Source organism: Leucobacter sp. gxy201 (assembly GCF_051043335.1).
In the GTDB taxonomy this organism is placed as follows: Bacteria; Actinomycetota; Actinomycetes; order Actinomycetales; family Microbacteriaceae; genus Leucobacter.
On record NZ_JAMXWS010000002.1, the window covers coordinates 1 to 26,416 of the forward strand.

Annotated in this window: 25 protein-coding genes; 7 read left to right on the forward strand and 18 right to left on the reverse strand. The window is 70.3% G+C overall.

Annotated elements, in window-relative coordinates:
* Nucleotides 1–83 precede the first annotated feature (83 nt).
* The 3 genes from tatA to NHL51_RS02975 form a co-directional block, all read right to left on the reverse strand.
* Nucleotides 84–464 (reverse strand): twin-arginine translocase TatA/TatE family subunit, encoded by a 381-nt coding sequence (gene tatA / locus NHL51_RS02965; protein WP_434141686.1) that lies wholly within the window; start codon nucleotides 462–464, stop codon nucleotides 84–86.
* 35 nt (nucleotides 465–499) lie between these two features.
* Nucleotides 500–973 (reverse strand): hypothetical protein, encoded by a 474-nt coding sequence (locus NHL51_RS02970; RefSeq protein WP_434141687.1) that lies wholly within the window; start codon nucleotides 971–973, stop codon nucleotides 500–502.
* Nucleotides 974–1,092: 119 nt separating this feature from the next.
* Nucleotides 1,093–1,488, reverse strand: coding sequence for a sterol carrier family protein (locus NHL51_RS02975; protein ID WP_434141688.1), 396 nt, complete (start codon nucleotides 1,486–1,488; stop codon nucleotides 1,093–1,095).
* Nucleotides 1,489–1,734: 246 nt separating this feature from the next.
* Between NHL51_RS02975 and purD the strand changes: the two genes are divergently transcribed.
* Complete coding sequence (purD, locus tag NHL51_RS02980) at nucleotides 1,735–3,000, forward strand: phosphoribosylamine--glycine ligase (protein WP_434141689.1); 1,266 nt, start codon at nucleotides 1,735–1,737, stop codon at nucleotides 2,998–3,000.
* Nucleotides 3,001–3,087: 87 nt separating this feature from the next.
* Here purD and NHL51_RS02985 read toward each other — a convergent pair whose 3' ends face one another.
* Nucleotides 3,088–4,074 (reverse strand): hypothetical protein, encoded by a 987-nt coding sequence (locus NHL51_RS02985; protein WP_434141690.1) that lies wholly within the window; start codon nucleotides 4,072–4,074, stop codon nucleotides 3,088–3,090.
* A gap of 138 nt (nucleotides 4,075–4,212) precedes the next feature.
* On the opposite strand from NHL51_RS02985, the gene NHL51_RS02990 reads away from it, so the two are divergent.
* The 5 genes from NHL51_RS02990 (at nucleotide 4,213) to purQ (ending at nucleotide 7,605) form a co-directional block, all read left to right on the forward strand.
* Nucleotides 4,213–5,103, forward strand: a complete 891-nt coding sequence (locus NHL51_RS02990; RefSeq protein WP_434141691.1) for a phosphoribosylaminoimidazolesuccinocarboxamide synthase — start codon at nucleotides 4,213–4,215, stop codon at nucleotides 5,101–5,103.
* Between the two features lie 48 nt (nucleotides 5,104–5,151).
* A complete protein-coding gene (locus NHL51_RS02995; RefSeq protein ID WP_434141692.1) occupies nucleotides 5,152–5,559 on the forward strand; it encodes a VOC family protein in 408 nt (135 codons plus the stop codon).
* Nucleotides 5,560–5,641: 82 nt separating this feature from the next.
* Nucleotides 5,642–6,535: a VOC family protein gene (locus tag NHL51_RS03000; protein ID WP_434141693.1), complete on the forward strand. Its 894-nt coding sequence runs from the start codon at nucleotides 5,642–5,644 to the stop codon at nucleotides 6,533–6,535.
* A 108-nt stretch (nucleotides 6,536–6,643) separates the two neighbouring features.
* A complete protein-coding gene (gene purS / locus NHL51_RS03005; RefSeq protein WP_434141694.1) occupies nucleotides 6,644–6,901 on the forward strand; it encodes a phosphoribosylformylglycinamidine synthase subunit PurS in 258 nt (85 codons plus the stop codon).
* Nucleotides 6,901–7,605, forward strand: coding sequence for a phosphoribosylformylglycinamidine synthase subunit PurQ (gene purQ, locus NHL51_RS03010; protein WP_434141695.1), 705 nt, complete (start codon nucleotides 6,901–6,903; stop codon nucleotides 7,603–7,605). The genes purS and purQ overlap by 1 nt, the downstream gene beginning before the upstream one ends.
* 96 nt (nucleotides 7,606–7,701) lie before the next feature.
* Here the strand turns inward: purQ and NHL51_RS03015 are convergent, their stop codons facing one another.
* The 5 genes from NHL51_RS03015 to NHL51_RS03035 all read right to left on the reverse strand — a co-directional run bounded on the left by NHL51_RS03015 (nucleotide 7,702) and on the right by NHL51_RS03035 (nucleotide 12,761).
* On the reverse strand, nucleotides 7,702–8,544 hold the full coding sequence (locus NHL51_RS03015; protein WP_434141696.1) for an iron ABC transporter ATP-binding protein: 843 nt from the start codon (nucleotides 8,542–8,544) through the stop codon (nucleotides 7,702–7,704).
* Entirely contained in the window at nucleotides 8,541–9,569 is a 1,029-nt protein-coding gene (locus tag NHL51_RS03020; protein WP_434141697.1) for an iron chelate uptake ABC transporter family permease subunit, read from the reverse strand. Before NHL51_RS03020 ends, NHL51_RS03015 begins: the two co-directional genes overlap by 4 nt.
* Before the next feature lie 5 nt (nucleotides 9,570–9,574).
* Complete coding sequence (locus tag NHL51_RS03025) at nucleotides 9,575–10,585, reverse strand: ABC transporter permease (RefSeq protein WP_434141698.1); 1,011 nt, start codon at nucleotides 10,583–10,585, stop codon at nucleotides 9,575–9,577.
* Nucleotides 10,582–11,559: a siderophore ABC transporter substrate-binding protein gene (locus NHL51_RS03030; RefSeq protein ID WP_434142179.1), complete on the reverse strand. Its 978-nt coding sequence runs from the start codon at nucleotides 11,557–11,559 to the stop codon at nucleotides 10,582–10,584. The genes NHL51_RS03025 and NHL51_RS03030 overlap by 4 nt, the downstream gene beginning before the upstream one ends.
* A 275-nt stretch (nucleotides 11,560–11,834) precedes the next feature.
* Complete coding sequence (locus NHL51_RS03035; RefSeq protein WP_434141699.1) at nucleotides 11,835–12,761, reverse strand: hypothetical protein; 927 nt, start codon at nucleotides 12,759–12,761, stop codon at nucleotides 11,835–11,837.
* 186 nt (nucleotides 12,762–12,947) lie between these two features.
* Here NHL51_RS03035 and purL point away from each other — a divergent pair, with 186 nt between their 5' ends.
* Nucleotides 12,948–15,281, forward strand: a complete 2,334-nt coding sequence (gene purL, locus NHL51_RS03040) for a phosphoribosylformylglycinamidine synthase subunit PurL (RefSeq protein WP_434141700.1) — start codon at nucleotides 12,948–12,950, stop codon at nucleotides 15,279–15,281.
* Nucleotides 15,282–15,580: 299 nt separating this feature from the next.
* On the opposite strand, the gene NHL51_RS03045 is transcribed toward purL, so the two are convergent.
* From NHL51_RS03045 to NHL51_RS03085, 9 genes are all read right to left on the reverse strand, one after another.
* Nucleotides 15,581–17,107, reverse strand: a complete 1,527-nt coding sequence (locus NHL51_RS03045; protein WP_434141701.1) for an NCS1 family nucleobase:cation symporter-1 — start codon at nucleotides 17,105–17,107, stop codon at nucleotides 15,581–15,583.
* 306 nt (nucleotides 17,108–17,413) lie between these two features.
* Nucleotides 17,414–18,343, reverse strand: coding sequence for a LysR family transcriptional regulator (locus tag NHL51_RS03050; RefSeq protein ID WP_434141702.1), 930 nt, complete (start codon nucleotides 18,341–18,343; stop codon nucleotides 17,414–17,416).
* A gap of 51 nt (nucleotides 18,344–18,394) precedes the next feature.
* On the reverse strand, nucleotides 18,395–19,753 hold the full coding sequence (locus NHL51_RS03055) for a PucR family transcriptional regulator ligand-binding domain-containing protein (RefSeq protein WP_434141703.1): 1,359 nt from the start codon (nucleotides 19,751–19,753) through the stop codon (nucleotides 18,395–18,397).
* A gap of 234 nt (nucleotides 19,754–19,987) precedes the next feature.
* Nucleotides 19,988–20,620 (reverse strand): dTMP kinase, encoded by a 633-nt coding sequence (gene tmk / locus NHL51_RS03060; RefSeq protein ID WP_434141704.1) that lies wholly within the window; start codon nucleotides 20,618–20,620, stop codon nucleotides 19,988–19,990.
* Complete coding sequence (topA, locus tag NHL51_RS03065; RefSeq protein ID WP_434141705.1) at nucleotides 20,617–23,448, reverse strand: type I DNA topoisomerase; 2,832 nt, start codon at nucleotides 23,446–23,448, stop codon at nucleotides 20,617–20,619. Before topA ends, tmk begins: the two co-directional genes overlap by 4 nt.
* A gap of 174 nt (nucleotides 23,449–23,622) precedes the next feature.
* Complete coding sequence (locus tag NHL51_RS03070; RefSeq protein ID WP_434141706.1) at nucleotides 23,623–24,417, reverse strand: Rv3654c family TadE-like protein; 795 nt, start codon at nucleotides 24,415–24,417, stop codon at nucleotides 23,623–23,625.
* Nucleotides 24,418–24,471: 54 nt separating this feature from the next.
* Nucleotides 24,472–24,876, reverse strand: coding sequence for a TadE/TadG family type IV pilus assembly protein (locus NHL51_RS03075; protein WP_434141707.1), 405 nt, complete (start codon nucleotides 24,874–24,876; stop codon nucleotides 24,472–24,474).
* Nucleotides 24,863–25,204: a DUF4244 domain-containing protein gene (locus NHL51_RS03080; RefSeq protein ID WP_434141708.1), complete on the reverse strand. Its 342-nt coding sequence runs from the start codon at nucleotides 25,202–25,204 to the stop codon at nucleotides 24,863–24,865. Before NHL51_RS03080 ends, NHL51_RS03075 begins: the two co-directional genes overlap by 14 nt.
* Before the next feature lie 239 nt (nucleotides 25,205–25,443).
* A complete protein-coding gene (locus NHL51_RS03085) occupies nucleotides 25,444–26,412 on the reverse strand; it encodes a type II secretion system F family protein (protein WP_434141709.1) in 969 nt (322 codons plus the stop codon).
* Nucleotides 26,413–26,416 lie beyond the last annotated feature (4 nt).

The window sequence follows — 26,416 nt, forward strand, 5'->3', positions numbered from 1 at the left end:
GGGGGCCCCCCCCCGCCGCGCGCCCCCCCCCACTGCCGTTCCGGCCGGTGCCGGGAAGGCTCTTCCGAGGCTGCTCGGGGAGGCTATTCGCCCGCCTGCGAGCGCTTGTCGGCCTGGGCCTGCAGCTTGAGCGCTTCGAGCTCGGCCTTGGCGGCTTCGGCCTCGGCGCGGGCCCGTGCGATCTCGGCGTCGGCATCGGCGACCGGAGCCGCCGGAGTCGCCGGTGCGGTCGGAGCGACCGGTGCAGCCGGAGCGGCGGCCGCGGGAGCGGTGCCGGCGGTCTCGACGTCGGCGTCGGCCGAGTTCTCGGCCTTGCCGTCCTCGTCGTTACGCACTTCCTTCTTCAGAATCTTCATCGACTGCCCGAGGCTCTTCGCGAGCCCCGGAAGCTTCGGGGCTCCGAACAACAGCAGAATGATGAACAGGATGACGATGAGGTGCCATCCGGTGAGGCCTTGCAGCATGCTGAGTTCTCTCCAGTTTCGTCGAAGTCGGCTAATTATCGCACGTCAGTCTGGATCGCGACCCCGGAGCCGTGCCCCCGTTTGGCCACCGCGGTGAGCACGACCGACAGGATCGCGCCGACACCCAGGCCGACGGCCGCGCCGATCAGCGCCATGAAGCCGACGATCTGCGCCATCGAGTACTCGCTCTCGGGGTCGAGCGGCATGACGAGGCTCGCGAGCGAGAGGATCAGCGCGCCGAGCACGGCGGCGCCGATGAGCACGCGGCCGTAGCGCACCGACCGCTGCAGTTCGACCGTCTGCTCGCTCGTGACGATGACTGGCTCGTGCGGGGCCGGCGAGGCGTCTGCGGCGTCCGCGGCGTCCGCGGCGGTTCTGGCGCTCTCGACGGTGTCGGCATCCACCGCCGGAGTCGGGGTGTTCGTCGGGTTCTCCGCGGCTGCGGCGCTCTCGCCGGCTGCGGTGCTCGCTGCGCCCTCGGGGCGCGCGGCGGGGTCGGAATTGCTCATGCCTCTATTGTCTCAGCCCGCACCTGAGTGCCGGGCCGCGTCCGCGCACATCACGCCGCGGGTTCGTCACGCACCGGGATGGGTTTGGTGCACTATCGCCGCCGAATAGTGCACCGAACTCATCCCGCTGTCTCAGGGCGGTGCGGCACGGGGCGCACGAGGGGCAGCAGGCCGTCAAGGCTCGCCCGCGACCCCGACGCGGTCGCCCGCGCTTCGGCGAGGGCGTCGCTCCAGGCGAGCTGCCCTGCGGCGAGCGCGATCCACGTGGCGGGGTCGGTCTCGACGACGTTCGGCGGGGTGCCGCGGGTGTGCCGCGGCCCGGTGACGCACTGGGTCGCTCCGAACGGCGGCACCCGCACTTCGAGGGTGTTGCCCGGCGCGCGCTCGGCGAGTTCTTCGAGCAGGTAGCGCACGGCGGTCGCGAGCTCGGGGCGCGCCGCATGCTCTGCGCCGACGGCGAGCACGGCCTGCAGCGCTTCGCGCCCGGCATCGACAGGGATCCTCCGCTTCGCCATGCCCCCACCCTATCGAGCGCCCCGCTCCTCTTCCCCTTCCTCGCCAGCAGGCATCCGCGCCCAGCACGAGAACCCGCACCGTCCGACCGACGCGAGCGGCACGTCAGCGGTCCGGAGGCGGGTTCCGTCCGATTTGCGGCCGAGAGATGTGCAATAAGCGAAGCGGCACATCTCGAGAACGCAATTACCGGACGGAATCTCGCCTCCGGACCGCTGCCGTGCCGCGTCCCCGACTATCCTGAAACGGTGAAGATTCTCGTACTGGGCCCGGGCGCCCGCGAACACGCTATTGTCCTCGCGCTCCTCGAAGAGGGCGCCGATCACGAGATCGTCTGCGCTCCCGGTAACGCCGGTATCGCGGCGAGCGGCGTCGAGACGCCGGCGCTCGACTACACCGATCCGGTCGCGGTCGCGGAGTTCGTGAACGCGCGCGACGGGTTCGATCTCGTCGTCATCGGGCCCGAAGCGCCGCTGGTCGCGGGGGTCGCCGATCCGCTGCGGGCGGCGGGCGTGCCGGTGTTCGGTCCGGATCGGGCTGCGGCGCAGCTCGAGGGGTCCAAGGCGTTCGCGAAGCGCATCATGGATGAGGCGCAGGTGCCGACGGGCCGTGCCGTGCGGGTCGAGTCGGCCGCGGATGCGGGTGCGGTGCTCGACGAGTTCGGGGCGCCGTACGTGGTGAAGGCCGATGGGCTGGCTGCGGGCAAGGGCGTGCTCGTGACCGAGGATCGCGATGCGGCGCTCGAGCATGTCGCGACGTGGGCTCCGCACGGCGATGTGCTCGTCGAGGAGTTCCTCGACGGCCAGGAGGTGTCGCTGTTCTTCTTCGCCGACGGGCACGATGTCGTGGCGCTGACGCCGGCGCAGGATTACAAGCGCATCTTCGACGGCGATGAGGGCCCGAACACGGGCGGCATGGGCGCGTATTCGCCGCTGCCGTGGCTGCCGGGCGGTGTCGATGCGTTCGTGCAGGAGGTCGCCGAGACCGTGGCGCTGCCGACGGTGCGCCGGTTGGAGGCCGAGGGCACTCCGTTCGTGGGGCTGCTCTACTGCGGTCTGATCGTCACGTCGAAGGGGCTGCGCGTCATCGAGTTCAACGCCCGGTTCGGCGACCCCGAGACGCAGGTGGTCCTGGCGCGGCTCGAGTCGCCGGTCAGCGCGTATCTGCTGGCGGCGGCCCAGGGATCGCTGGCCGAGCTGCCCGCTCCCGTGTTCTCGGAGGAGCCCGCGGTGATCGTGGTCGTCGCGAGCGAGGGCTACCCGGGCGATGTGGTCACGGGCCGTCAGATCACGGGGCTCGAGGCCGCGGCCGAGGTGCCGGGCGTGCACCTGGTGCATGCGGCGACGCGGCGCGATGCCGACGGCGGCTGGGTCGCGACGGGCGGGCGCGTGCTCGGCGTGGTCGCGCGCGGGGCCGATTTCTCGCAGGCGCGCGCACGCGCCTATGAGGCGGTCGCGCAGATCGATCTCGAGGGGTCGCAGAACCGCACCGATATCGCGGCGCGCGTCGCCTGACGCTGCCGCCGCAAACGGCACGGGCCCGCAGAACTTTCGCGTTCTGCGGGCCCGTGCCGTTTGCGGGCTCCGAGTCGGGGCGCCGGCCTATTCGAGCGAGTCGCCGCGGATGAGGGCGTCGAAGTCGGGGTCGCCCGTGAGCGATTCCTCGGCGTCCCCCTCGTTCAGCTCGTCGGCGTCGTCGGCATTCTGCTGCACGCCCGGCGGGCCGGGCAGCACGAGCGGCACGATGCCGGCGTCCGGGTCCTCCTCTGCGGCGACCGGCTCTGCGGCGTCCGCCGCATTCGACGCCTCGGCGCGAGCAGGCTCCGCACTCGCGGACTCGGCGTCCTCGGGCTCGGCCGGCATCGTCGCCACTTCGATCACGACGGTGTCCGCGGAGGCGTCGTCGGTCTCCGGTTCGGAGTCGGTCTCCTGGCCGCCCGCGTCAGATTCGGCTCCGCCGTCCGCGCCGCCGCGCGTCTCCGCGGCCGATCCCGGCTCCGGAGCCGGGACCGGATCCGACTCCGGGCCGGAAGACTCGACCTCGGCGCTGCCGGCAGTGGCCACGGCGCCCCCGGCGACGCCGGCGGCCGCGGCCGCGGCGGGCGAACCGGCGTCGGCGATCCCTGGCTCGAATGCATCGACGGCCGCGACGAGCGCGGCGAGCAGCCCCTGCCAGCGCTCGGTCGCCGCCGCAGCGCGCTCGGCGGACTGCGGCAGCGCGTCGAAGCCCGTCTCGGTGACCGTCACGCCGGTGTCGACGCCCTGGGCGCGCAGCGTGAACAGCACGGCCGTCGGCCGGGAGCGCGACCCGTCAGCCGAGCCGTCGGTCGAGCCGTCGGTGCCGTCCGCTGCGGAATCGGCAGCGGCCACGGGAAGCGCCGCCCATCGGAACCCCAGAGCATGCCCCTCGACGAATACGTCGACGTCGCCCGCTGCGGAGCCGTCTCCGACGCTGCCGCCGAGCACGGCATCGAGTGCGGCAGTCGGCCACCAGCGCTCCCGAAGCGCGGGGTCGACCAAGTGTTTCCAGACGACCGCCCGTTGCGCGCGCACCCGTGCGCGTGCGACTACTGGCCCTAGCGGAATCATAGAATCTCCTCAGCCTTCGACTGGCCGGCGGAGCAGCACCACATACGCTCGCTCCCCCTCATCATGACTGTACTCGGTCTCCCATGTGCAGATGCATCGACTTCGCAGCATGTCGGCAGGCCGTGGAAGAATGGTCGCGTGACCTCTCATTCTGCTCCCGCTCAGCTCGCCGGTTGGCGCCACATCTACTCGGGCAAGGTGCGCGACCTGTACGCGCCCGAGAGCGGCTCCGACGACTACCTGCTCGTCGTCGCCTCGAACCGGGTGAGCGCGTTCGATTTCGTGCTCGACCCCGAGATTCCGGGCAAGGGCGCCATGCTGACGAAGCTGTCTCGCTGGTGGTTCGAGCGCATCGATCTGGCGAATCATCTGGCCGACGGCGCGAGCGACGCCCCGGCCGTGCCGGCCGAGGTCGCCGACCGCTCGATGCTGACCCGCAAGCTCGAGATGTACCCGATCGAATGCGTGGTGCGCGGCGCCATCACCGGCTCGGGCCTCATCGAGTACCGCGAGACGGGCGCGGTATGCGGCATCGAGCTGCCCGCGGGCCTCGAAGACGGCGATCTGCTCGACGCGCCGATCTACACGCCGGCCTACAAGGCGCCGCTCGGCGAGCACGACGAGAACATCACCTTCGAGCGCTCGGCCGAGATCGTGGGCGGCGAGGTCGCCGAGGCCCTGCGCGAGGCCTCGCTGCGCATCTTCACGCAGGCCAGGGATCTCGCGGCGGCCCGCGGCGTCGTACTCGCCGACACGAAGTTCGAATTCGGGCGCGACCCGCGCACCGGCGAGCTCGTGCTCGCCGACGAGGTGCTGACGAGCGACTCCGCCCGCTACTGGGATGCCGCGCTCTACGGCGACGAGTCGCTGCCGCGCACGGAGCGCCTCGCCTCGTTCGACAAGCAGATCGTGCGCAACTGGCTCGCCGCGCACTGGGACAAGCAGGGCACCCCGCCCCGCCTGCCCGACGAGATCGTCGCGCAGACCTACGCCCGCTACGCGGAGCTCTTCGACCGCCTCGCCGGCTGACGGGCCGCGCGCCTTGCGCGGCCCGCGGTTCGCGCGCATGCTGGGGTGATGGACCAGCGCGTCAGCTTCATCACGCTCGCGGTCGACGACGTCGCCCGCAGCCGCCGCTTCTACGTCGACGGGCTCGGCTGGGCGCCCATGTTCGAGGCGGATGACGTCGTCATGCTGCCGGTCGGCGAGCACCTGATGCTCTCGCTGTGGAGCATCGACGGCTTCACCTCCGAGATCGGGGCGCCGCCGGCGCGCGGTCTCGCACCGATCACGCTCGCCCACAACGTGCCGACGGAGCCCGAGGTCGACGCCGTGCTCGAGCTCGCCGCCTCGCTCGGCTCCGCCGTGCACCGGGCCGAGCACCGCGAATGGGGCGGCTACTCCGGCTACTTCGCCGACCCCGACGGCTTCCGGTGGGAGGTCGCGGTGAACCCCGGGCCCACCGGCGCGTACGTGCTCCCCTGATCGGAGCGCGCCACGGCCGCCGGTACCCGGCAGCTCAGCGACAGACAGGAATAGCGGTGCGACCCCGCGCGTTCTCCCGAGCATGCAGCACCTCGACGACCTCCTGCCCGATGCGACCGGCATGGGCGCCGTGACCCTCGCGGTCGCCGACCTCGACCGCATGCTCGCCTTCTACCACGGCGCCCTCGGGCTGCAGGTGCTCGCGCAGCGCCGGGGCGGCGCGGTGCTCGGCCGGGGCGGCGTACCGCTGCTCGTGCTCGATCAGGACGGCGCGCTCGCGCATGCCCCCGCGGCGGCGGCCGGGCTCTACCACACGGCGTTCCTCTTCGACACGGCCGAGCACCTCGCCTCGGCTGTCGCCTCCGTCGCCCGCGGCTACGGCGACCGCTACCAGGGCGCGAGCGACCACGTCGTCTCCGAGGCGTTCTACTTCGCCGACCCCGAGGGCAACGGCGTCGAGCTGTACGTCGACCGCCCGCGCGAGACGTGGACGGTCGCCGATGGCGGCGAGATCACGATGGGAACGCTGGCCCTCGACCCGAACCGCTACCTGCGCGAGCACCTCACCGACGCCGGCGCGACCGCCGTCGCGGACACCCCGGCGGTGGTCGGCCACGTGCACCTCAAGGTCGGCGACATCGCCACGGCGCGCGGCTTCTACGTCGACGCGCTCGGCTTCGGCGTCACCGCCACGTTCCGCGATCAGGCGCTCTTCGTCTCGGCCGGCGGCTACCATCACCACGTCGGCATGAATACGTGGGAGTCGCGCGGCGCCGGCGCGCGCACCCCCGCGCTCGGCCTCGGCGAGGTGACGATCGCGCTGCCCGATACCGACGCGCTCGGCGCCCTCGACGAGCGCCTCGCGCACCGGGGCATCGCCCGCGAGTTCGACGGGCGCGAGATCACGGTGCTCGACCCGTGGCGCAACCGGGTGAAGGTCGGCGTCGCGAGCGACCGCGCCGCTGCCGCGATCTGAGCACCCGATTCGGCGCCTGAGCCCGCCTCGCCAGGAGGTAGACTTGAACGAGGAGCGCGCGAGCCGCGCCCGCCTCACACTTCAGCCGCACTGAAACCGGAGTCACCTGTGCCCACGATTGTTGTTGATGTCATGCCCAAGGCCGAACTGCTCGACCCCCAGGGCAAGGCGACCACGGGCGCCCTCGCCCGCCTCGGTCACGGCAAGTTCGAGAACGTGCGCGTCGGCAAGCGCTTCGAGTTCACCGTCGAGGGCGATGTCACCGATGAGGTGCTCGCAGAGGTGCGCACGGTCGCCGACGAGATCCTCTCGAACTCGGTGATCGAAGACGTCGTGGCGATCAGCGTCGACGGCGAGGCCCGCTGATGGCGACCCGCATCGGCGTCGTCACCTTCCCCGGCTCCCTCGACGACCGCGACGCGCAGCGCGCGATCCGCATCGCCGGCGCCGAACCGGTCGCGCTCTGGCACGCCGACCACGACCTGCAGGGCGTCGACGCGATCGTGCTGCCCGGCGGCTTCAGCTACGGCGACTACCTGCGCCCCGGCGCGATCGCCGCGGTCTCGCCCATCATGAGCGAGGTCGTCGACGCTGCGAACAAGGGCATGCCCGTGCTCGGCATCTGCAACGGCTTCCAGGTGCTCGTCGAATCGCACCTGCTACCCGGCGGCCTGATCCGCAACGCGCACCAGCAGTTCATCCGCCGCGACCAGAAGCTCGTCGTCGAGAACGCCGACACCGCCTGGACGCACCTGTTCGAACCGGGCGAAGAGATCGTCATCCCGCTGAAGAACGGCGACGGCGGGTTCATCGCGAGCGTTGAAGACCTGAAGCGCCTCGAGGGCGAGGGCCTCGTCGCCTTCCGCTACCGCGGAGTGAACCCGAACGGCTCGCTCGACGACATCGCCGGCCTCACCAACGAGCGCGGCAACGTGGTCGGTCTCATGCCGCACCCCGAGCACGCGGTCGAGCCCGGCTTCGGCCCCGACATGCCCGCAGCCATGCGCTCAGGGGTAGACGGCCTGCGCTTCTTCGAGAGCGCCGTCGCAGCGCTCGCCGCACGGGTGTAACCCGCGCGCCGCGGCCGACGTCGACGAACGGGGGCCTGCAGGGATCATCGATCTCCGCAGGCCCCCGTTCCATTTCCCGGCGCACGGGCCGCGGAGTCACGGCCGGTAGTAGATCGCGACCCGCCGGCCCGCGTGCTCGACCACGTCGACCGGGGTCTCGAAGACCCGCTCGAGCACTTCCGAGGTGATGATCTCCTCGGGCGTCCCCGAAGCCACTACGCGCCCTTCCGCGAGCGCGACGATGCGGTCGGCGTAGGCCGCGGCGAAGTTGACGTCGTGGATGACGAGCACGACGGTCTTGCCGAGCGCGTCGGCGGCGGCGCGCACCTGCCCCATCATGGCGACTCCGTGGCGCATATCGAGACCGGTGAGAGGCTCGTCGAGCAGCACGTAGTCGGTGTCCTGCGCGAGCACCATCGCCACGAAGGCGCGCTGCCGCTGCCCGCCCGAGAGCTCGTCGATGAAGCGGTGCTCGAGGCCCGCGAGGTCGAGGAAGGCGATGGCCGCATGGATGGCGCGCTCGTCGGTCTCGGTGAGACGACCGGCGGAGTGCGGGAAGCGGCCGAAGGCGACGAGCTGGCGCACCGTGAGGCGTGCCATGAAGTGGTTCTCCTGCTTCAAGATCGATACGACCCTCGCGAGATCCTTCGACTTCGCCGACCGCACATCGAGGCCGCCGACCGTGACCCTGCCGCTGTCGGGTTCGAGCAGTCGGCCGATGATCGTGAGCATGGTCGACTTCCCGGCCCCGTTGGGGCCGATGAGCGCCGTCACTCCCCCGCGTTCGATCGTGAGGTCGACCGGCCCGAGCACGGGCCGTCCCGAGTAGACCTTCTCGACGCCCGCGAGGGCGATGCCCGGAGCAGCATCTGCGCGAGGCGCGGCGGCCGCAGCGGCTCCGACGACGGGCTCGGCGGATAGTTCGGAAGCGGTGCTCATCGGAGCCCCTTTCTCAGCAGGACGATCAGGAACAGCAGTCCGCCGGCGAACTCGATGATCACGGTGACGAGGCCCGCGGCGGCGAAGACGTGCTTGAGCACGAGGGTCGCACCGAGCAGGGTGACGAGGCCGATGCCGATCGCGAGCGGCACGATCTCGGAGTGCGCATCGCCTCGCGCGAACTGGTAGGCGAGGGTCGCCACGAGGAAGCCGTAGAACGTCATCGGGCCGACCATCGTGGCCGAGACGGAGACGAGAACCGAGACGAGCACGAGCACGATGACGACCTCGCGCCGGTAGTTCACCCCGAGGCTCACGGCGACGTCGCGACCGAGCGCGACCACATCGTAGCGACGGCGGCGCAGCCAGACGAACATCAGAATGGCGAGCACGATGACTGCGGCGATCGGCAGATAGCCGGGATTGGCCTTGCCGATGCTGCCGAAGAGCCTGGCGCTGAGCACGTCGAACTCGCTCGGTGTCAGCGTGCGCTGCATGAACGCCGAGATCGACCCGAAGCCGATGCCGAGCACCACCCCGACGAGCAGCAGCAGGTGCAGGTTCGCTCGCCTACCCGAGAACAGCCAGCCGTAGAGCAGCGAGGCGAACATCACCATGATGATGCTTTGCGCGATGATCTTCGGGATGCCCTCCATGCAGGCCGCGGCAGTGCCGAATACGAACACGAGCGCGGTCTGGATCAGCACGTAGAGCGCGTCGAAGCCGAGGATCGACGGCGTGAGGATGCGGTTCGAGGTCGCGGTGTGGAAGAGTACCGTCGCGAGCGACTGAGCGACCGCGACGAACGCGATCGTGCCGAGTGAGACGAGGCGGGTCCCGACGATGATCCAGAACCCGGGGCTGCCGGCGGGCGCAGGGTTGTCGATGACGAGGATCGCGACCGCGAGTGCGAGCGCGACCGCGTACACGATGATGATCGGCAGGGCTCTGCGCGAGCGACCGCACTGCGCTGCTGCAGGCGTCGGCGGGGCGCCCGTGCTGCTGAGATTGAGAATGCTGCTCATGGGCGTCACCCCAGGGTCTTCCGCTGGCGCAGCAGCAGTGCGATGAAGACGACCGAGCCGACGAGCCCGAGCACCATCGATACCGGGATCTCGAAGGGCATGATGACAGTGCGGCCAAGGAGGTCGCACGCGACGACGAGCGCGATGCCGCCGAGGCACACCCACGGCAGATTGCTGCGTACGTTGTCGCCACGGGCGAGCGAGACGATGTTCGGCACGACGAGGCCGATCAACGGCAGGAAGCCGACGACCACGGTGGTGACTCCGGCTGCGACCGCGACGAGCGCCGTGCCGCCGATGAGGATCGCTTCGTAGCGCACGCCCACGCTCGTGGCGACGTCCTTGCCCAGGCCGGCGACCGTGATGCGGTCGGCCATGACGAACACGAGCAGGGTGACGATCGCGACGACCCACAGCACCTCGTAGCGGCCGCGCACAACAGCGGTGAAGCTGCCCATGAACCAGGTACCGAGCATCTGCAGGAGGTTGAACTGCGCCGCGATGAAGGTCGTCAGCGAACTCACGACGGCGCCGAGCATGATGCCGATGAGCGGCACCACGAGCGTCGTACGGATCACGATGCGGCGCAGGATCAGCAGGAACGTCATCGCTCCGACGAAAGCGAAGACGCTCGCCACGATCATCTTGCCGGTCAGGCCGAGCCCGGGCACGACCAGTGTCGCGACGAGCAGGCCGAGCGCCGCCCATTCGGTGGTGCCCGAGGTCGTCGCATCGACGAAGCGGTTCTGCGTGAGCATCTGCATGACGAGACCGCTCGTCGCCATCGCGGCGCCGGAGAGCAGCAGGGCGATGGTGCGGGGCACGCGGGTGATCCAGAACATCTCGGAGCCGAAGTCGCTGCCGGCGACGTCGTAGACGCCGACCGCCAGCGACACCGCGAGCAGCGCCGCGACGAGCACGACGGCCGTCGCGAGCGCCCAGGGGCGGCGTCGCGGCGGCCGGGCTTCGGGGGCGATCGCCCGCCCCCGAAGCGTCATCGAGGTTTCCGAGGTCATGCGTCGGCGAACGCCGCCTGCAGCTGGTCGAACATCTCGATATAGGCCTGGATCCCTTCGGTGAGATAGAAGTTCGGGTCGAGGATCACGATCTGGTCCTGCTGCACTGCGGTGACGTTCTGCAGCGCTTCGCTGTGCTTGAGCAGTTCATCGGCCGGCTGGGAGCCCGCTTCGCGATCGGCCGGTGCGAAGGCCGCGTCCCGATCGAGCGCGACGATCCAGTCGGGGTTCGACTGCGCGATCGCTTCGACGCTGACCTCGTCGCCCTGGTGGTCGTCGGTCGCGCCTTCCACCTCGAGCGCCGGCTGCCAGCCGAGTGCCGGGAAGACGGGCCCGAGCGAGCGCCCCACCACGGGCGCGAGGTAGCCGATCTTGCCGGCGGAGGTATTGACCGCCATCACGGTCCCGTTGTCGCCGTACGCCTGCTTGGCGTCGGCGATCGAGGCGTCGAGGGCGTCGTTGAGGGCGGCGGCTTCTTCTTCATGGGCGAAGATCTCGCCCAGGATCTCGGTCTGCCGCTGCAGCTCCGAGAAACGGTCCTCGCCATCGCGCGGGTTGATCTCGATGACGGCCGCCTGCGGGTTCTGCTCTCTGATCTGCTCGTAGTAGTCGGCGAAACGGTAACCGGCGATGATGAGGTCGGGCTGCTCGGCGACGATGGTCTCGAGATCCGGCTCGCGATGGTTGCCGACGTTCGCGACCGCCTCGTCGTCGGTGTATTCGGGCCACACGTCGCCCATGACGTCCTTGGGCACGGCGGCGAGCTCGACCCCCCACTCGCTGAGCGTGTCGAAGGCGGTGTTGTCGAGGGCGACCACGGTCGCGGGGTTCACCGGGACGTCGATCTCGCCGTGGTTGTCGGTGATGGTGACGGTGCCGGCCTCGGCCGGCTCGGAGTTCTCGCTCGGTGCGCTGCCGGAACAGGAGGCGAGCAGCAGAGCCGCGCCCACGGCGAGCGCCGCCGCGGGAACGATGCGACGCGAACGACGGCTCGTCGGGTCGGCGCCGCTGCGGCTGGTGAACGGGCTGAGGGTCGGGCGAAGGCTCACTGTGGTTCCTCACGGGATCGGCTGACACGGAACAGCGTCGGCGGGGCGACCCGTATCGACGCTCCAATTAGCCTAGACTTACCTTCATCTGATGTTCAAATGATGAACGAAGAACCCCTGATGGTGTCGGAGTTTCGACCCCACGCAGCACCGCCCGCTCGCCTGGAGTGGACGAGCGGGCGGTGCGGTCGCGTTGACCGTTACCGCTGGGTCGCCGAGAAGTCGGGCTGCCCGTCGGGGCCCGCCGGCAGCGGGGTGCCGTCTGCGAACGTCGGCCACGGCAGCAGCGGCTGCGCGGCCTGGGCCTGGGCCTGGAACTGCGCGGCCTGCGCTTGAGCGATCTGCGCCTGCTGCACGCGGGCCTGCTCGGCCGCCGCCTGCTGCTGCAGGTGCTGGGCGGCGCGCGCCTCGCGCGCGGCGTCTCGGCGGTCGGCGCCGTAGAACCAGCGCAGCAGCAGCGTGATCGACAGCGCGAGCGCCGTGAGGATCAGCAGGGAGGTCGCGATGCGCCAGTACAGGTCGGGGATGGTGAGGTCGAACGCCTCGACGCCGACCGGTGCGGTGAAGAGAATGCCGCACAGCACCGCGAGCACGCTCGTGATGAAGGCGAAGCGGGTGACCGCCACCGGCTGCTCGTCGCTCGAACGCAAGAGCAGCTGGCAGCACAGAATCACGAGGCGGGTCGAGACGATGACGAACAGCGACTTCCAGAAGATCTCGAACATGAGCCCGAAGGGCGTGAAGCTCGTCATCCAGATGACGATGAGCAGCAGCGCCAGGATGTACGAGTTGGCGATGAGCGCGACCGGGGCGTACCACTCCGACTTCTGCTCGCGGCGCGTATCGAGCGCGGTGAACAGCACGAAGACGGCGAAGAGCGCGAAGGTCGAGAAGACGCGCTCGAACTTGCCCTCGAAGTCGCCGATGAACAGCAGCGAGATCGAGGCCACCGTGAGGCCCGCGAGCAGGATGATGCTGACCTTCAGGAAGGTCGAGAGCCTGCGCACCCCGGGCTGCTGCGCGCCGGGGTGCGTGCCGGGCTGCCCGACGGCGTGCGGGCCGGGCTGGGGGCCGGGCACCGGCTGACCGGTCGGCGCCTGCATGACGGGAGGATTCTGGTCGCTCATGCTGCAAGTCTTCCGTGTCTGCCTGTGAATCGCCACCCGCGGCGCGGCTCGCGGCACCTCCGCCGCGCGGCGACCGCCCTCCCGCGCAGCGAGCGGCGACCCGCCGCAGAACGGCGTAGACTGAAGCCTGCATGTTCTCGGCCGATTCGGCCGAACCCGATCCCTCACCAACGGAGCACATCGAGCGTGACTGACATCGCCGCAACCGGCCCCCGCCCCGATACCGTCGCCGACGCGATTGCGACGCCCGAGAAGGAGCAGCCGTACGGCGCGCTCGGCCTCAAGCCCGACGAGTACGAGCAGATCCGCGAGATCCTCGGCCGCCGCCCGACCTCGGGCGAGCTCGCCATGTACTCGGTCATGTGGTCCGAGCACTGCTCGTACAAGTCGTCGAAGACCTACCTGCGCCAGTTCGGGGGGAAGGTCAACGACAAGATGCGCGAGCGCCTGCTGGTCGGCATGGGACAGAACGCCGGCGTCGTCGACGTGGGCGAGGGCTGGGCGGTGACCTTCAAGGTCGAGAGCCACAACCATCCGTCGTACATCGAGCCGTTCCAGGGCGCTGCGACCGGCGTCGGCGGCATCATCCGCGACATCATCTCGATGGGCGCGCGCCCCGTCGCCGTGATGGATCAGCTGCGCTTCGGCGCCATCGACCACGCCGACACCGCCCGCGTGGTGCACGGCGTCGTCTCGGGCATCTCGTCGTACGCGAACTGCCTCGGCCTCCCGAACCTCGGCGGCGAGACCGTGTTCGACGGCGTCTACCAGGCGAACCCGCTCGTCAACGCCCTCGGCGTCGGCGTGCTGCGCCACGAGGACATCCACCTGGCGAACGCTTCGGGCCCCGGCAACAAGGTCGTGCTCTTCGGCGCGCGCACCGGCGGCGACGGCATCGGCGGCGCGTCGATCCTCGCATCTGACAGCTTCAGCGAGGGCGGCCCCACGAAGCGCCCCGCAGTGCAGGTCGGCGACCCGTTCGCCGAGAAGGTGCTCATCGAGTGCTGCCTCGAGCTCTACTCGGGCGGCCTCGTCGAGGCGATCCAGGATCTCGGCGCTGCCGGCATCTCCTGCGCGACGAGCGAGCTCGCCGCGAACGGCGACGGCGGCATGTTCATCGAGCTCGACAGCGTGCTGCTGCGCGACCCCTCGCTCACCGCCGAAGAGATTCTGATGTCGGAGAGCCAGGAGCGCATGATGGCCATCGTGCGCCCCGAGAAGCTTGACGAGTTCCTCGCCGTCACGGCGAAGTGGGAGGTCGAGACGAGCGTGCTCGGCGAGGTCACCGACACCGATCGCCTCGTCATCAACTGGCGCGGCGAGGAGATCGTGAACGTCGACCCGTCGACCGTCGCGGTCGACGGGCCCGTCTACGAGCGCCCCGTCGCCTGCCCGAGCTGGATCGACGCTCTGCAGGCCGACAGCGTGAACGCCGCCGGCCTCGCCCGCGCCGCGTCGGGCGAGGAGCTGCGCGACCAGCTCGTCGCCATCGCCGCTTCGCCGAACCAGGCCTCGGTCGACTGGGTGACCAACCAGTACGACAAGTATGTGCAGGGCAACACGGCGCTCGCGTTCCCCGACGGCGCCGGCATGATCCGCGTGAACGAGGAGTCGGGGCTCGGCATCGCGATCGCGACCGACGCCAACGGACGCTACTGCCAGCTCGACCCCTTCGTGGGCGCGCAGCTCGCCCTCGCCGAGGCGTACCGCAACGTCGCCACCTCGGGCGCCGTGCCCACGGCCGTCACCGACTGCCTGAACTTCGGCAGCCCCGAGAACCCCGAGGTCATGTGGCAGTTCTCGCAGGCCGTCGAGGGCCTGTCCGACGCGTGCCTCGCGCTCGAGGTGCCCGTCACCGGCGGCAACGTCTCGCTCTACAATCAGACCGGCGACACCCCGATCCACCCGACGCCCGTCGTCGGCGTGCTCGGCATCATCGACGACGTCGCACGCCGCATCCCGTCGGGCTGGCAGGATCAGGGCGAGCACCTGTACCTGCTGGGCGTCACCCGCGACGAGCTCGACGGCTCGGCATGGGCCGAGACGGTGCACGAGCACCTCGGCGGTCGCCCGCCCGTGGCGGACCTCGCTGCGGAGCGCTCGCTCGCCGAGCTGCTGCACGCGGCATCGCAGGGCGGCATCCTCTCGGGCGCGGTCGATCTGTCGGAGGGCGGCCTGGCCCAGGCGCTCACCGACGGCGCGCTGCGCTTCGGCGTCGGCGCCCGCGTGTGGATCGACGAGATCATGTCGCGCGACGGCGTCGACGCGACGGCGGCGCTCTTCTCGGAGTCGCAGGCGCGCGTGCTCGTCGCCGTGCCGCACGAGGAGGACGTGAAGTTCCGCGGTCTCTGCTCGGGCCGCGAGTTCCCGGTGCTGAAGATCGGCGTGACCGACGGCGCGGGCGAGAACGCCGCGATCGAGGTGCAGGATCGCTTCACGCTGCCCCTCGCCGAGCTGCGCGCCGCCTCGCAGGCGACGCTGCCCTCGTACTTCGGCAAGGTGGTCAGCGAAGAGGCGTAGCCTCTGCGCACTCCCCTTTCGACGTGCTGGGGGCCGGGGATCGGCGATCCCTGGCCCCCATCACGCATTTCGGGCCCGGTCGCACCCCGCCGCACCGCAGCTGGTCAGCAGATGCTCCCGGAACGCGAACGGCGAGCATCTACTGACGAGCTGCGCAGGGAACTGCGTGAAGAGCCTCGCGTCGGAGATCAGGTGCGCGGCGACGAGCACCCCGGCCCGGAGATTATTAGGCCGGGCGCTTCCCTCGTGGTGGTGGTGTTCGGCGGGAAGCGGCCCGGCCTAAGTCTGTGTGCGGAGCGTCAGCCGATGAGCGCCGGCTCCTCGGCATCGGCGCCGGCGGCGGTCGTCGCCGATCCCTCGCCCTCGACCTCGCCGTCGGCACCGGTAGCACCGCGGGCGATGCTGCCGCGGCTGAGCACCGTGTAGATGACCGCGCCGAGCACGGCGCCGATCAGCCAGGTGAAGGGCACGAGCGAGCTGAACACGGGGGCGAAGCTCACGATGATGGTGATGAGGCCCGTGATCGCGAGCGACCAGATCGCCTTGGGGTTATAGCCCTTGCGGTAGTGGTAGCGGCCGCGCGGGTCTTCGGTGAAGAGGTCGTCGGTGGTGAGGCGGCGGCGCTGGATCAGGTAGTAGTCGGCGACGATGATGCCGAACAGCGGGCCGATGAGCGCGCCGATCGAGCCGATGAGCTGGTTCACGATGACGGGGTTCGAGAACAGGTTCCACGGGGTGATGACGATCGACAGGATGCCGACGAGCGCGCCGGCCTTGCGGAAGGTGAAGAGCTTCGGCCACACGTTCATGAGGTCGTAGACGGGCGCGACGTAGTTGCAGATGATGTTGACGCCCGCGGTCGAGATGCTGATCGCGATGATCGCGACGAGCAGCAGGGTGATGCTGTCGATGTCGGCGAGCAGGGCGATGGGGTCGTGGATGGCCTCGCCGTAGACCTCGACCGAGGCGAGCGCGATGACGACCGAGACGATGCCGAACGCCGAGGCGTTGAGCAGCAGGCCGTAGGCGTTGCCCGTGCGCACCGACTTCTCACTGGGGGCGTTGCGGGTGAAGTCCGAGAAGTTGAGCGAGGGGCCCGCGAAGTACGAGACGACGATGAACGCGGAGGCGAGGATGCCGTAGATCTGCATGCCGGCGCTGGGCGTGAAGTCGGTGAGCGAGACGCCGAGGTCGATGTTCCAGTCGGCGCGGGCGAGCATCCAGATCGCGAGGGCGAGCAGGGCGACCCAGATGGTGGGGCCGGCGAAGTCGGAGAGCTTGCGCACCGATTCCATGCCCATCATGAGCACGAGCAGTTGGAGGCCCGAGAGCGCGACGAAGCAGATCCAGCCGAGGGCCGAGAGCCCGAGGAACGAGGTCTCGGCGAGCGGTGCGGTGGCGGGCACGACCTTCATGAGCAGCAGCATGATCGCGGCTGAGGCGAGGTAGGTCTGGATGCCGTACCAGAAGACCGCCACGATGGCGCGGATGATGGCGGGGATATTCGCACCGAAGACGCCGAACGCTCCGCGCGCGAACACGGGGAAGGGCACCTTCTCGCGCTGGCCGGCGACGCCGGTGAGGTTGTTCACGAGGTAGAGCACCGCGACGCCGATGACGAACGCGAAGATGAGCTGCCAGCCGGTGATGCCGAACATGAACAGGCCGATGGCCATGGTGTAGCCGCCGAGGCTGTGCCAGCCCGACATCCACCAGTTGAAGAGGTTGCGCGCCTTCCAGCTGCCGGTCGCCGATTCGGGCGCCAGGTCTTTGTTGTACAGCCGCTCCGAGCGCTGCTTCGGCGCCTGCGTTGCTGTCTGCTCCACTGCGGACAAGAGATCTCCTCGGGACTCGCCCGCGCCCACCTTCGGACGCGCCGGGGTACGGTTCGCCGCGAGTCGCACGTGGTGACCGCGTCGTCATCGGAACCCATATTGAAAATTCTGAAATTGCCTACCGAGGTCATCTTCTTCCTCGATGACGGCCTCGGTGACATCGTATGGGCGCTCGTGCCCCGTGCGCCAACGGAAATAACTGAAATGGCTCATCGAGAGAATCGATGAGCAGTGATTACAGCAACGCTTTTCGGGTTGAGCAGTGCGTGAGGGATCACCGACCGCCCGCATTCGCGATCACGGCGCCCCGCCGGCCCCCTGCTGCCGCTGACGATACAGCCCCTCGCAGACCTCGGCGAACGCCCGAGCGCGACGCGTCAGGCGCATCTGCCCGGGCCAGGCGAGCACGACCTCGATCGGCGGAAAGTCGTCGGTGAGGGGCAGCGAGGCGGTGAGCGCGCCGGCGTAGGTCTGCGGCACGTGCCACTGGTTCAGCAGGGTATAGCCGTGCCCCATGCCGACGAACGAGCGCACCGTCTCATAGCCGGTGAACGAGTGCCGCAGCTTCGGCCGCACCCCGGCGATGCCGAACAGGTCTTCGTAGTACTTGCGGGAATGCGGCAGGTCGAGCCTGATGTAGGGCTCATCGGCGAAGTCGGCGAGACTCACCGATCTGCCGCGCCGTGCGGCCGCGTGTTCGGCCGAGACGAGCACGTGCGGGGGCACCTGATCGAGCAGACGCGCCTCGAACTCGGGGCCGAGCCCGTGCGCGTACATGAGCGCGATCTCGCACTCGCCGCTGAGCAGCGCCGTCTGCAGAGTGGCGAGGTCGGCCTCGAAGAAGTCGACCTGCACCTCGGGGTACTGCTGTTCGAATTCGACGAGGATGCCGGGCAGGCGGAACGGGGCGATCGGCGCGTAGATGCCGACCCGCACCGACCCGGTCAGCGCATTGCTCACGCCCTGCGCCGAAGCGTAGAGCGCGTCGGCGTGGTCGAGGAACGCGCTGTTCTCGGCGGCGAGGCGCCGACCGGCCGACGAGAGCACGAGCGTGCGATTGGGCTGCCTGATGAAGAGCTGCACCCCGAGCGACTCCTCGAGCAGCCCGAGGGCAGTCGAGACGGTCGACTGCGCCACGTTCAGGCGCGCCGCGGCCTCGGTGATGCTCTCGCAGTCGGCAACGGCCTCGAAGTAGCGCAGCTGCGCGAGGGTGAATGCGCGGGTCATGCTGCACATTCTGGCACGGGTCGTGCAGCGCAGGGCGCCCTGCGGCCGCGGTTACCCGCCGAGGCGGTCGAGCAGCAGCACCGATGAGAGGATCGTCAGCCGCTCCCCCATGAGCGGCCCGCCGATCGCGGCCTCGCAGCGCTGGATGCGGCTGTAGAGCGTCGGCCGGCTGATGTTCAGGTAGCGCGCGAGCTCGGTCTTGTTCTCGCCCACGGCGACGTACGCCTCGACGAGGTCGCGCATCTCGGGCCCGTCTTCACCGCGGAAGAGGGCCAGGTGGTGGTCGAGGTACCAGTCAGCGCGGCCCGGCGCCGCGGTGGGCGGCAGCAGCTGCACGAGCAGACCGGCGAGCCCGAGGTCGGCGACGCGCCAGAACCCCTTCTCGCGCACGGACTCCGCGGGCGCGTAGCGGGCGCCCGAGGAGCCTCGGCGCACGCTCAGCCGCGCACCGGCCTCGGCGACCGCGGCGGCGCTCTCGAGGGCGGCGGGAATGTCTCGCCAGAGCACGCGGTCGCGCCCGTTCACCGTGCCGACGCCGACGGTGTAGCTCGGCACGATCTCGTAGCTGCGACGTCTCGCCGCCTCGTCGCGCACGGCCGCGCAGAACCGCTCGGGCGCGTTCTGCGGCAGGATGACGGCGAGCTCGGTGCCCGTGTGGTTGCCGATGAGCGCCGGTAGCCGCAGGCTGTGGCTCGCCGCGCGGATGAGCGCCGAGAGCACCTGGGGGTGCTGGTTGGTGACGTGCTTGGCCGCATCGACGCGGAACACCATGGCGGTGAGGAAGCCCGCGCCGGTGCCCGCCTCGGGGAGGCCTGCGGTCGAGGGCAGACCGAGCGCTGCGGCGCGCTCGATCGTCTCGTCGTCGCTCAGCCCGCTCGACGATGAGAGGTCTTCGAGCAGGTTGGTCGTCGCCCGCCCGAGCGGGTCGCGCAGACGCAGCGTCTCGCTGTGGATCTCGATGTCGTTGACCATCAGGTCGCGCTGCACCGACTCGGTGATGCGCACGAAGCGCACCTCGCGCCGGAACAGGAAGATGGGGAGCTTGCCGGCCTGGAACTTCTCGCGCTCGGTGGCGACCTCTCGGATCGCGGAGATGAGGTGGCGGCGATTCGAGAACACCTCGACCATGAGCGCGGCGGCGCCGACGTAGTCGAGGTCGTTCAGGAACTCGTGGAGCGCACCGGCCGGGTCGGGGTGGTTCTCGTCGATGCCGCCGAGCGTCGACAGCACGAGCTCGCCGCCGTAGAGCATGTTGCCCGGGTGCGGGATGCCGATGACGTGCGCCCAGCGCACGGGCACGTCGAGGGGCGTCGAGGGGGTCAGCAGTTCGGGCTCCCCCGCGGCGATGGCCGACATGTCGAGCACATCCTCGAGGGTGAAGCTCGCCGAGGCTGACGAGTTGGCGTTCACAGGGCGAGCCTATCGGCCGCTTTACAAATTGCAAAGCGGCGCGATCAAGGCCCGACAGGGATCACGCAGCCGGGCTATGCCCGGGGCTGCCATCGCAACAACAGCAAAGTTGCCTCAATGTCGTTTTGAAGCAACTTTACGGCGAGAAAGTTTCATCAATAACAGCGGGGCACCCCGAACGAGGAAAGCGCCTGCAGACTGGCGCTACCGCTAGCACAGCCTGTGACAGATGAGTCAGTGCGAGAGGAGCGACGATACCCGCGCGATGATCTGCGCGTTCAGCTCGTCGGCCGGACGCGCCGCGTCGAGCACGAGGAAGCGGTCGGGCTCGGCCTGCGCGAGGCTTCTGAACCCCGCGCGCACGGCGGCGTGGAATTCGGCCGCCTCGGCCTCGAGCCGATCCGCTTCGCCGCCCCGAGCCCTGCGGCGCTCGGCCGCCGTCTCGGGGTCGATGTCGAGCAGCACCGTCAGATCGGGAGAGAGCCCCTCGGTCGCCCATTCGCTCAACCGGCGCACGTCGTCGACGTCGAGCACACGACCGGCGCCCTGGTAGGCGAGCGACGAGTCGATGTAGCGATCCTGCACCACGACCGCGCCGCGCTCGAGCCCGGGCCGCACGACCTTGGCGACGTGCTGGGCGCGATCGGCGGCGTAGAGCAGGGCCTCGGCGCGGGCGTCGACCGCGCCGATCTCATCGCCGCCGTGCAGCAGCAGGCGCCGCACTTCGACGCCGAGGCGGGTGCCGCCCGGCTCGCGGGTGCGTACCACCTCATGGCCGCGCTCTGCGAGCCAGACCTCGAGCAGCTCGGCCTGGGTGGTCTTGCCCGCGCCGTCGCCGCCCTCGAGCGTGATGAAGAGACCGGTCATGCGTCGGCGGCTCCGGCGGCCGCCTCGGCGGCCTTCTTCGCGGCATTCGCCTTGCGGGTCTCGGCCGCCTTCTTCGCCGCAGCCGAGCGCGCCGGATCGACGGCTTTTTTCGCCGCGGTCTTCTTCGCCGCGGGCTTCTTGGCCGCAGGCTTCTTCGCGGCCGCCTTGCGGGCCGGCGCCTTCTTCTTCGCGGGGCCCTTCGCCCGCTTGATGGCCAGCAGCTCGACGGCGCGCTCGAAGGTGATGTCTTCGACGCTGTCGCCGCGGGGAATGGTCGCGTTCGTCTCGCCGTCGGTCACGTACGGGCCGAAGCGGCCGTCGCGTACCTTGATCGGCTTGCCGCTCACGGGGTCGGCGTCGAACTCCTTGAGGGCGCTCGAGGCGCGACGGGCGCCGTACTTCGGCTGCGCGAAGAGCTCGAGCGCGCCGGCGAGATCGATCGAGAAGATCGCGTCCTCGCCGGGCAGCGACCGGGTGTCGGTGCCCTTCTTCAGGTAGGCGCCGTAGCGGCCGTTCTGCGCGGTGATCTCGGCGTTCGATTCGGGGTCGACGCCGACGATGCGGGGCAGCTCGAGCAGCGCGACGGCGGTGTCGAGGTCGACGGTCGCCGGGTCCATGCTCTTGAAGAGCGACGCTGTGCGGGCCTTCACGCCCTTCGGCAGCTCTTCGCCCTCGTCGGGCAGCTCGGTCACGTAAGGGCCGAAGCGGCCGTTCTTCGCGACGATGCGCTTGCCCGTGCTCGGGTGCAGGCCCACGACGCGGTCCTCTGCCGGCTCGGCGTCGGCCAGCTCGTGCGCCTTTTCGGGGGTGAGCTCGTCGGGCGCGAGGCCGTCGGGGATGTTGACGCTGCGCGGCTTCAGCGCGCCGTCTTCGCCGACCTCGGACTTCTCGTCGAACACTTCGAGGTAGGGGCCGTACTTGCCGTTGCGCAGCGAGATCGAGTCGTCGATCTTGATCGTGTTGATCGCGCGCGCGTCGATCTCTCCGAGGTTGTCGACGACGCCGCGCAGACCGGGGTGCGAGTCGGTGCCGAAGTAGAACTCGCCGAGCCACTTCGAACGCGCTTCTTCACCTGCGGCGATGCGGTCGAGGTCGTTCTCCATCTCGGCAGTGAAGTCGTAGTCGACGAGGGCGCTGAAGTGCGCTTCGAGCAGGCGCACGACCGAGAAGGCGATCCAGCTCGGCACGAGGGCCTGCCCCTTCTTCGTGACGTAACCGCGATCCATGATGGTGCTGATGATGGCGGCGTAGGTCGAGGGCCGGCCGACGCCGAGGTCTTCGAGCCGCTTCGTGAGGCTCGCCTCGGTGTAGCGCGGCGGCGGGCTGGTCTCGTGCCCCTTCGCCTCGGCCTCGGAGACGGCGAGGCCCTGACCGGCGACGAGCTGTGGCAGCGCCACGTTCTGGTCGGAGCCCTGCTTGTCGCCCCGCTTCTCGTCGCGCCCCTCTTCGTAGGCGAGCAGGAATCCGGGGAAGGTGATGACGGTGCCGCTGGCGGTGAACTCGGCGGTGACCGTACCCCCGTTCTCGGCGACCGGGGCAGAGAGCGTGACGGTGTCGGTCGAGCCCTTCGCGTCGGCCATCTGGCTCGCGACGGTGCGCTTCCAGATCAGTTCGTAGAGCGCGTACTCGCCCTGCGTCAGGCGGCCCTTGAGTTCGCTCGGGCGCTGGAACACGTCGCCCGCGGGGCGGATGGCCTCGTGCGCCTCCTGGGCGCCCTTCGCCTTGCCGGTGTACACGCGCGGCTTGTCGGGCACGGTCTGCGCGCCGTAGAGCGCTGCGGCCTGCGAGCGCGCGGCCGAGATCGCCTGCTTCGAGAGCGTCGGCGAGTCGGTACGCATATAGGTGATGTGTCCGTTCTCGTACAGCGACTGCGCGAACGACATCGTCTGGCGCGAGCTGTAGCGCAGCTTGCGCGAGGCCTCCTGCTGCAGCGTGGAGGTCGTGAACGGCGCTGCCGGTCGGCGCGTGTGCGGCTTCGTCTCGACGCCGACGACCGAGGCGCGGCCCTGCTCGGCGAGGTCGGCGGCGATGGCGCGAGCGCGCTCGGCGCTGAGCATCAGCACGCCCGCTTTCTCGGCCTTCTGCGTGAGCGCGCCGTCGTCGCCGAAGTCGCCGCCGGTGGCGAGGCGCTGCGCGTCGAGGCGCACGAGGCGCGCTGCGAACGCGGTCGTATCGGCCGCATCGGCCGCGGGCGTGAAGGTTGCGGTCAGATCCCAGTATTCGGCGGTGCGGAAGGCCAGCCGCTCGCGCTCGCGCTCGACGACGAGGCGGGTCGCCGCCGACTGCACGCGGCCCGCCGAGAGTCGGGGCGCGACCTTGCGCCAGAGCACCGGCGAGATGTCGTAGCCGTAGAGGCGGTCGAGGATGCGACGGGTCTCCTGCGCGTCGACGAGCGCGATGTCGAGGTCGCGCGTGTTGGCCTTCGCCTCTTCGATCGCATCCTTGGTGATCTCGTGGAACACCATGCGGCGCACCGGCACCTGGGGCTTCAGCACCTCGAGCAGGTGCCACGCGATGGCTTCGCCCTCGCGGTCCTCATCAGTGGCGAGCCAGAGCTCGTCCGCTCCCTTCAGGGCCCGCTTGAGTTCGGAGACCGTCTTCTTCTTGTTGTCGTTCACGACATAGTAGGGAGTGAAGCCGTTGTCGACGTCGACTGCGAATTTGCCGAAGGCGCCCTGCTTGAGCTCGCTCGGCAGCGCCGAGGGCTCGGCGAGGTCGCGGATATGGCCGACCGATGCGATCACTTCATAGTCGTCACCGAGATAGCCACTGATCGTCTTCGCCTTGGTCGGCGACTCGACGATTACGAGTTTCTTCGCGCCCGCCACGGGTCTCCTTCAATAAGAATGAATGAAATCGGTGCCGACTGCACCTGAAGCCGTGCGGGGCCGCTGGGTCACCCTGAGGATCTCGCGGGGCCGGCCGACTGTTCTGCACCGACACGATACACAGTATGACGTAAAAAACCCTCCTCGATCTCACATGGCTCGCGCTGCGGATCTTCAGGGCGGTCCCAGATATTCGTACGGATCGATATCGGCGGACGCGTTGCTCGGGGTCGACGACAGAGTGAAATGGGAGTGGATTCCCGAGGTGCATCCGCTCATCCCGGCGGCCGCGACGGCCTGACCGGCGAGCACCGGGCTGCCCGCGCGCACGCCGAGGGATTCGGGCGAGCCCGGCGCGATGTGGTTGTGCGAGCTGTACACCTTTCTCCCGGCGACGTCGTGGGCGATGACGACCGTGTGGTTGGTGCCGCGCCACCACTCCGGGTTCGACCGGCATGCCGCCGGAACACCGCCGCCGTCGCCGCCCACCCGCACGACGGTGCCGTCGTAGGGCGCGTAGAGCAGGCCGTCGTCGCCGACCGCGAGATCGATGGCCGTGCCGTCGTGGTGGCCCTGGGTGACGGCGCGCGCCCCGGAGGGCCAGGCCCACCCGTTCGCCCCCGGCACCCCGGCCAGCACGATAGCGGGGCCCGCCTCCGGCGCGGCGCGCGCCCGGGCCAGTACGCCGCCGAGCACGGTGCCGATGCGCACGGTGACGCGGGCCTCGCCGCGCAGCGCATCGACGTCGCACGCATAGATGCTCGTGCCGACGGCGGCCGCGACCTCCGCCGCGACCTCGCACGGCTCGGCGACGAGGAACCCGTTCACCGCGTCGGCTGCGGCGAGCGCCGCTGCATCGGCGGCGCCGGCGGCGCGGTGCCGGGCCTCGAGGTGCGCCCCGGCGGAGAGCACGGGGAGACCGAGCACGAGCACGGCGAGGGCGCACGAGAGCGCTGCGGGTGTACTCAATCGTTGGCCCCTTTCTCTGTATATTTCTTCGCGGGCAGTTCGGCCGCAGCCGCTTCAGTCGTCGATCGCGGCGACGTCGCTGACCGCCGCGCACGACGCCCCGCGCACCGTGATCGACGAGAGCGGGCCGCCGATCGGCGCCGCGGCGAGCGCGACGCAGTGCAGGCCCTGCTCGGTGGTGCGCTCGATCGTCACGCCGGTGCCGAGCCGTTCGAGGGCCGGTGCCGCGGATTCGCCGCGCGCTTCGAGGCGGGCGGCGTCCGCGGCGGCCGAAACGAGCACGATGCGGTGGGCGGCGAGCGCGACGCCGCCGATGACGAGGCCGAGCACCACCAGCACGGCGGGCAGCACGATCGCGAACTCGGCGGTCGCCGTGCCGCGGTCGTCGTGCCGCAGCGCAGGCCGCGCGGGCTGCCGGGGGTCGGGGTTCGGCCTCGTCGTCGGGTCACCCGGCGGCACCGAGCGCATTCTCGACCAGTTGCACGAGCATCGCGCGAATCTCGCTCGAGCGCATGATCGCGACGAGGAGGCCGGCGAACGCGACGGCCGCCATGATCACGATGGCGTACTCGGCGGTCACTGCGCCGCGTTCGTCTCGGCGCAGGCTGCGTCGCGGTGCCGCGAATGGAATCGGGGCGACGGCGGCCGCGGCACCGCCCACGCCGCCGGTGTCGGCCGTAGCGACGGCGAGGGCGGTTCGTCGTGCGGCCCTGGCCGGGTGCCCGTCGGCGACCGGCTCGCCGACGGCGGCGCCGCGATCGGAGACGAGATGGAGTTTGCTGGTCATCGGTGTCTTCCCTTCGTCGGGCACGGCGCCGGCGCTCGCCGGTCGAACCATGCTGCGCAAGCGGTGCGGCGAAGGGAAGCCGGTTTCCGCGATTGTGGACAAGCTCTGCCGGGATCACGATGCGCGACGGTTGGGGAGGAAGGTCGGTCGCGCGCTCGGTCGGATCTGAGAGATCAGTCGGACGTTTCGGCCCATTCCCATCCGAACGAGCTCTCGAATCCGAGCGAGCCCGCACCGCACTACCCGACCCCGCCGAGCATCGACAGCAGCACGGGCATGACGCCGAGCGCGATGAAGGCGGGCAGCACGCACACGCCGAGCGGTACGAGCACGCGCACGCCCAAGCGCTCGGCCTCGCTCTCGAGGTCGGCGAGGGCCCGGCCGCGCACGGCCTCGGCCTCCTCGAGCAGCAGCGTCGCGACGGGCACTCCGGCGCGCGCTGCTCCGGCGAGCGTGCGCCGCAGCGGCCGCCCGGCGCACAGCTCGTCGAACCTCACCCAGGCGACCCGCAGATCCGACACGCAATCGGCGACGCGCACGAGCGCCTCCCCCGGGCCGGCGCCTCCCGAGAGCACGATCCAGACGAGCTCGAACTCGACGGCCGCGACGCGATCCCGGTCGGCGACCGTGCGCGTGAGCGAGCGCGCCCAGGCGATGCCCGCGACCAGCAGCGCCGTGCCCACCGCGAGCAGCAGGGCACCCGCGGGGCCGACGAGCACCGGTATCGGATCGAATCCGAGTGCGGCGCCGAGCAGCAGGGCGAGCGGGGGCAGCGACGCCACCATGCGCACGGTCATGCGCGGCCCGGCGAGGAGCGTCGCACGGCGCCCCCGCATGCGCACGAGATCGTGCAGCGCCGCCGAGATGCGTTCGAGGGCCGGGGCGAGCGGCGCACCGCTGCGCTCGGCAAGAGTCCAGGCCGCGGCGACGAGCCGCCAATCGGGGTCGGCCGTCGCCGCGCGGAGCGCCTCGGCCGCCGATGCGCCTCGATCGAGGTGGCCGATGAGCTCGATCGGCGCTCCGGGCGTCTCCAATGCGGCTGCGCGGAGAGCCCGGTCGGGAGCGAGCCCGCCCCGCAAGAGCACCGCGCAGCGGCCCGCGAACTCTGCGGCGGCGAGAGCGCCCCCGCGCGCATCGGCGGGCCCGGCACGAGCCCGCACGGCCCGCATGGCCCGCACCAGGCCGCACACGGCACCGCTCTGCACCACGCTG

Coding starts and splice junctions, on each gene's coding strand:
- tatA (WP_434141686.1), bottom strand. CDS start 464: ATGCTGCAAGGCCTCACCGGATGGCACCTCATCGTCATCCTGTTCATC.
- NHL51_RS02970 (WP_434141687.1), bottom strand. CDS start 973: ATGAGCAATTCCGACCCCGCCGCGCGCCCCGAGGGCGCAGCGAGCACC.
- NHL51_RS02975 (WP_434141688.1), bottom strand. CDS start 1,488: ATGGCGAAGCGGAGGATCCCTGTCGATGCCGGGCGCGAAGCGCTGCAG.
- NHL51_RS02985 (WP_434141690.1), bottom strand. CDS start 4,074: ATGATTCCGCTAGGGCCAGTAGTCGCACGCGCACGGGTGCGCGCGCAA.
- NHL51_RS02995 (WP_434141692.1), top strand. CDS start 5,152: ATGGACCAGCGCGTCAGCTTCATCACGCTCGCGGTCGACGACGTCGCC.
- NHL51_RS03000 (WP_434141693.1), top strand. CDS start 5,642: ATGCAGCACCTCGACGACCTCCTGCCCGATGCGACCGGCATGGGCGCC.
- purQ (WP_434141695.1), top strand. CDS start 6,901: ATGGCGACCCGCATCGGCGTCGTCACCTTCCCCGGCTCCCTCGACGAC.
- NHL51_RS03015 (WP_434141696.1), bottom strand. CDS start 8,544: ATGAGCACCGCTTCCGAACTATCCGCCGAGCCCGTCGTCGGAGCCGCT.
- NHL51_RS03020 (WP_434141697.1), bottom strand. CDS start 9,569: ATGAGCAGCATTCTCAATCTCAGCAGCACGGGCGCCCCGCCGACGCCT.
- NHL51_RS03025 (WP_434141698.1), bottom strand. CDS start 10,585: ATGACCTCGGAAACCTCGATGACGCTTCGGGGGCGGGCGATCGCCCCC.
- NHL51_RS03035 (WP_434141699.1), bottom strand. CDS start 12,761: ATGAGCGACCAGAATCCTCCCGTCATGCAGGCGCCGACCGGTCAGCCG.
- NHL51_RS03050 (WP_434141702.1), bottom strand. CDS start 18,343: ATGACCCGCGCATTCACCCTCGCGCAGCTGCGCTACTTCGAGGCCGTT.
- tmk (WP_434141704.1), bottom strand. CDS start 20,620: ATGACCGGTCTCTTCATCACGCTCGAGGGCGGCGACGGCGCGGGCAAG.
- NHL51_RS03080 (WP_434141708.1), bottom strand. CDS start 25,204: ATGACCAGCAAACTCCATCTCGTCTCCGATCGCGGCGCCGCCGTCGGC.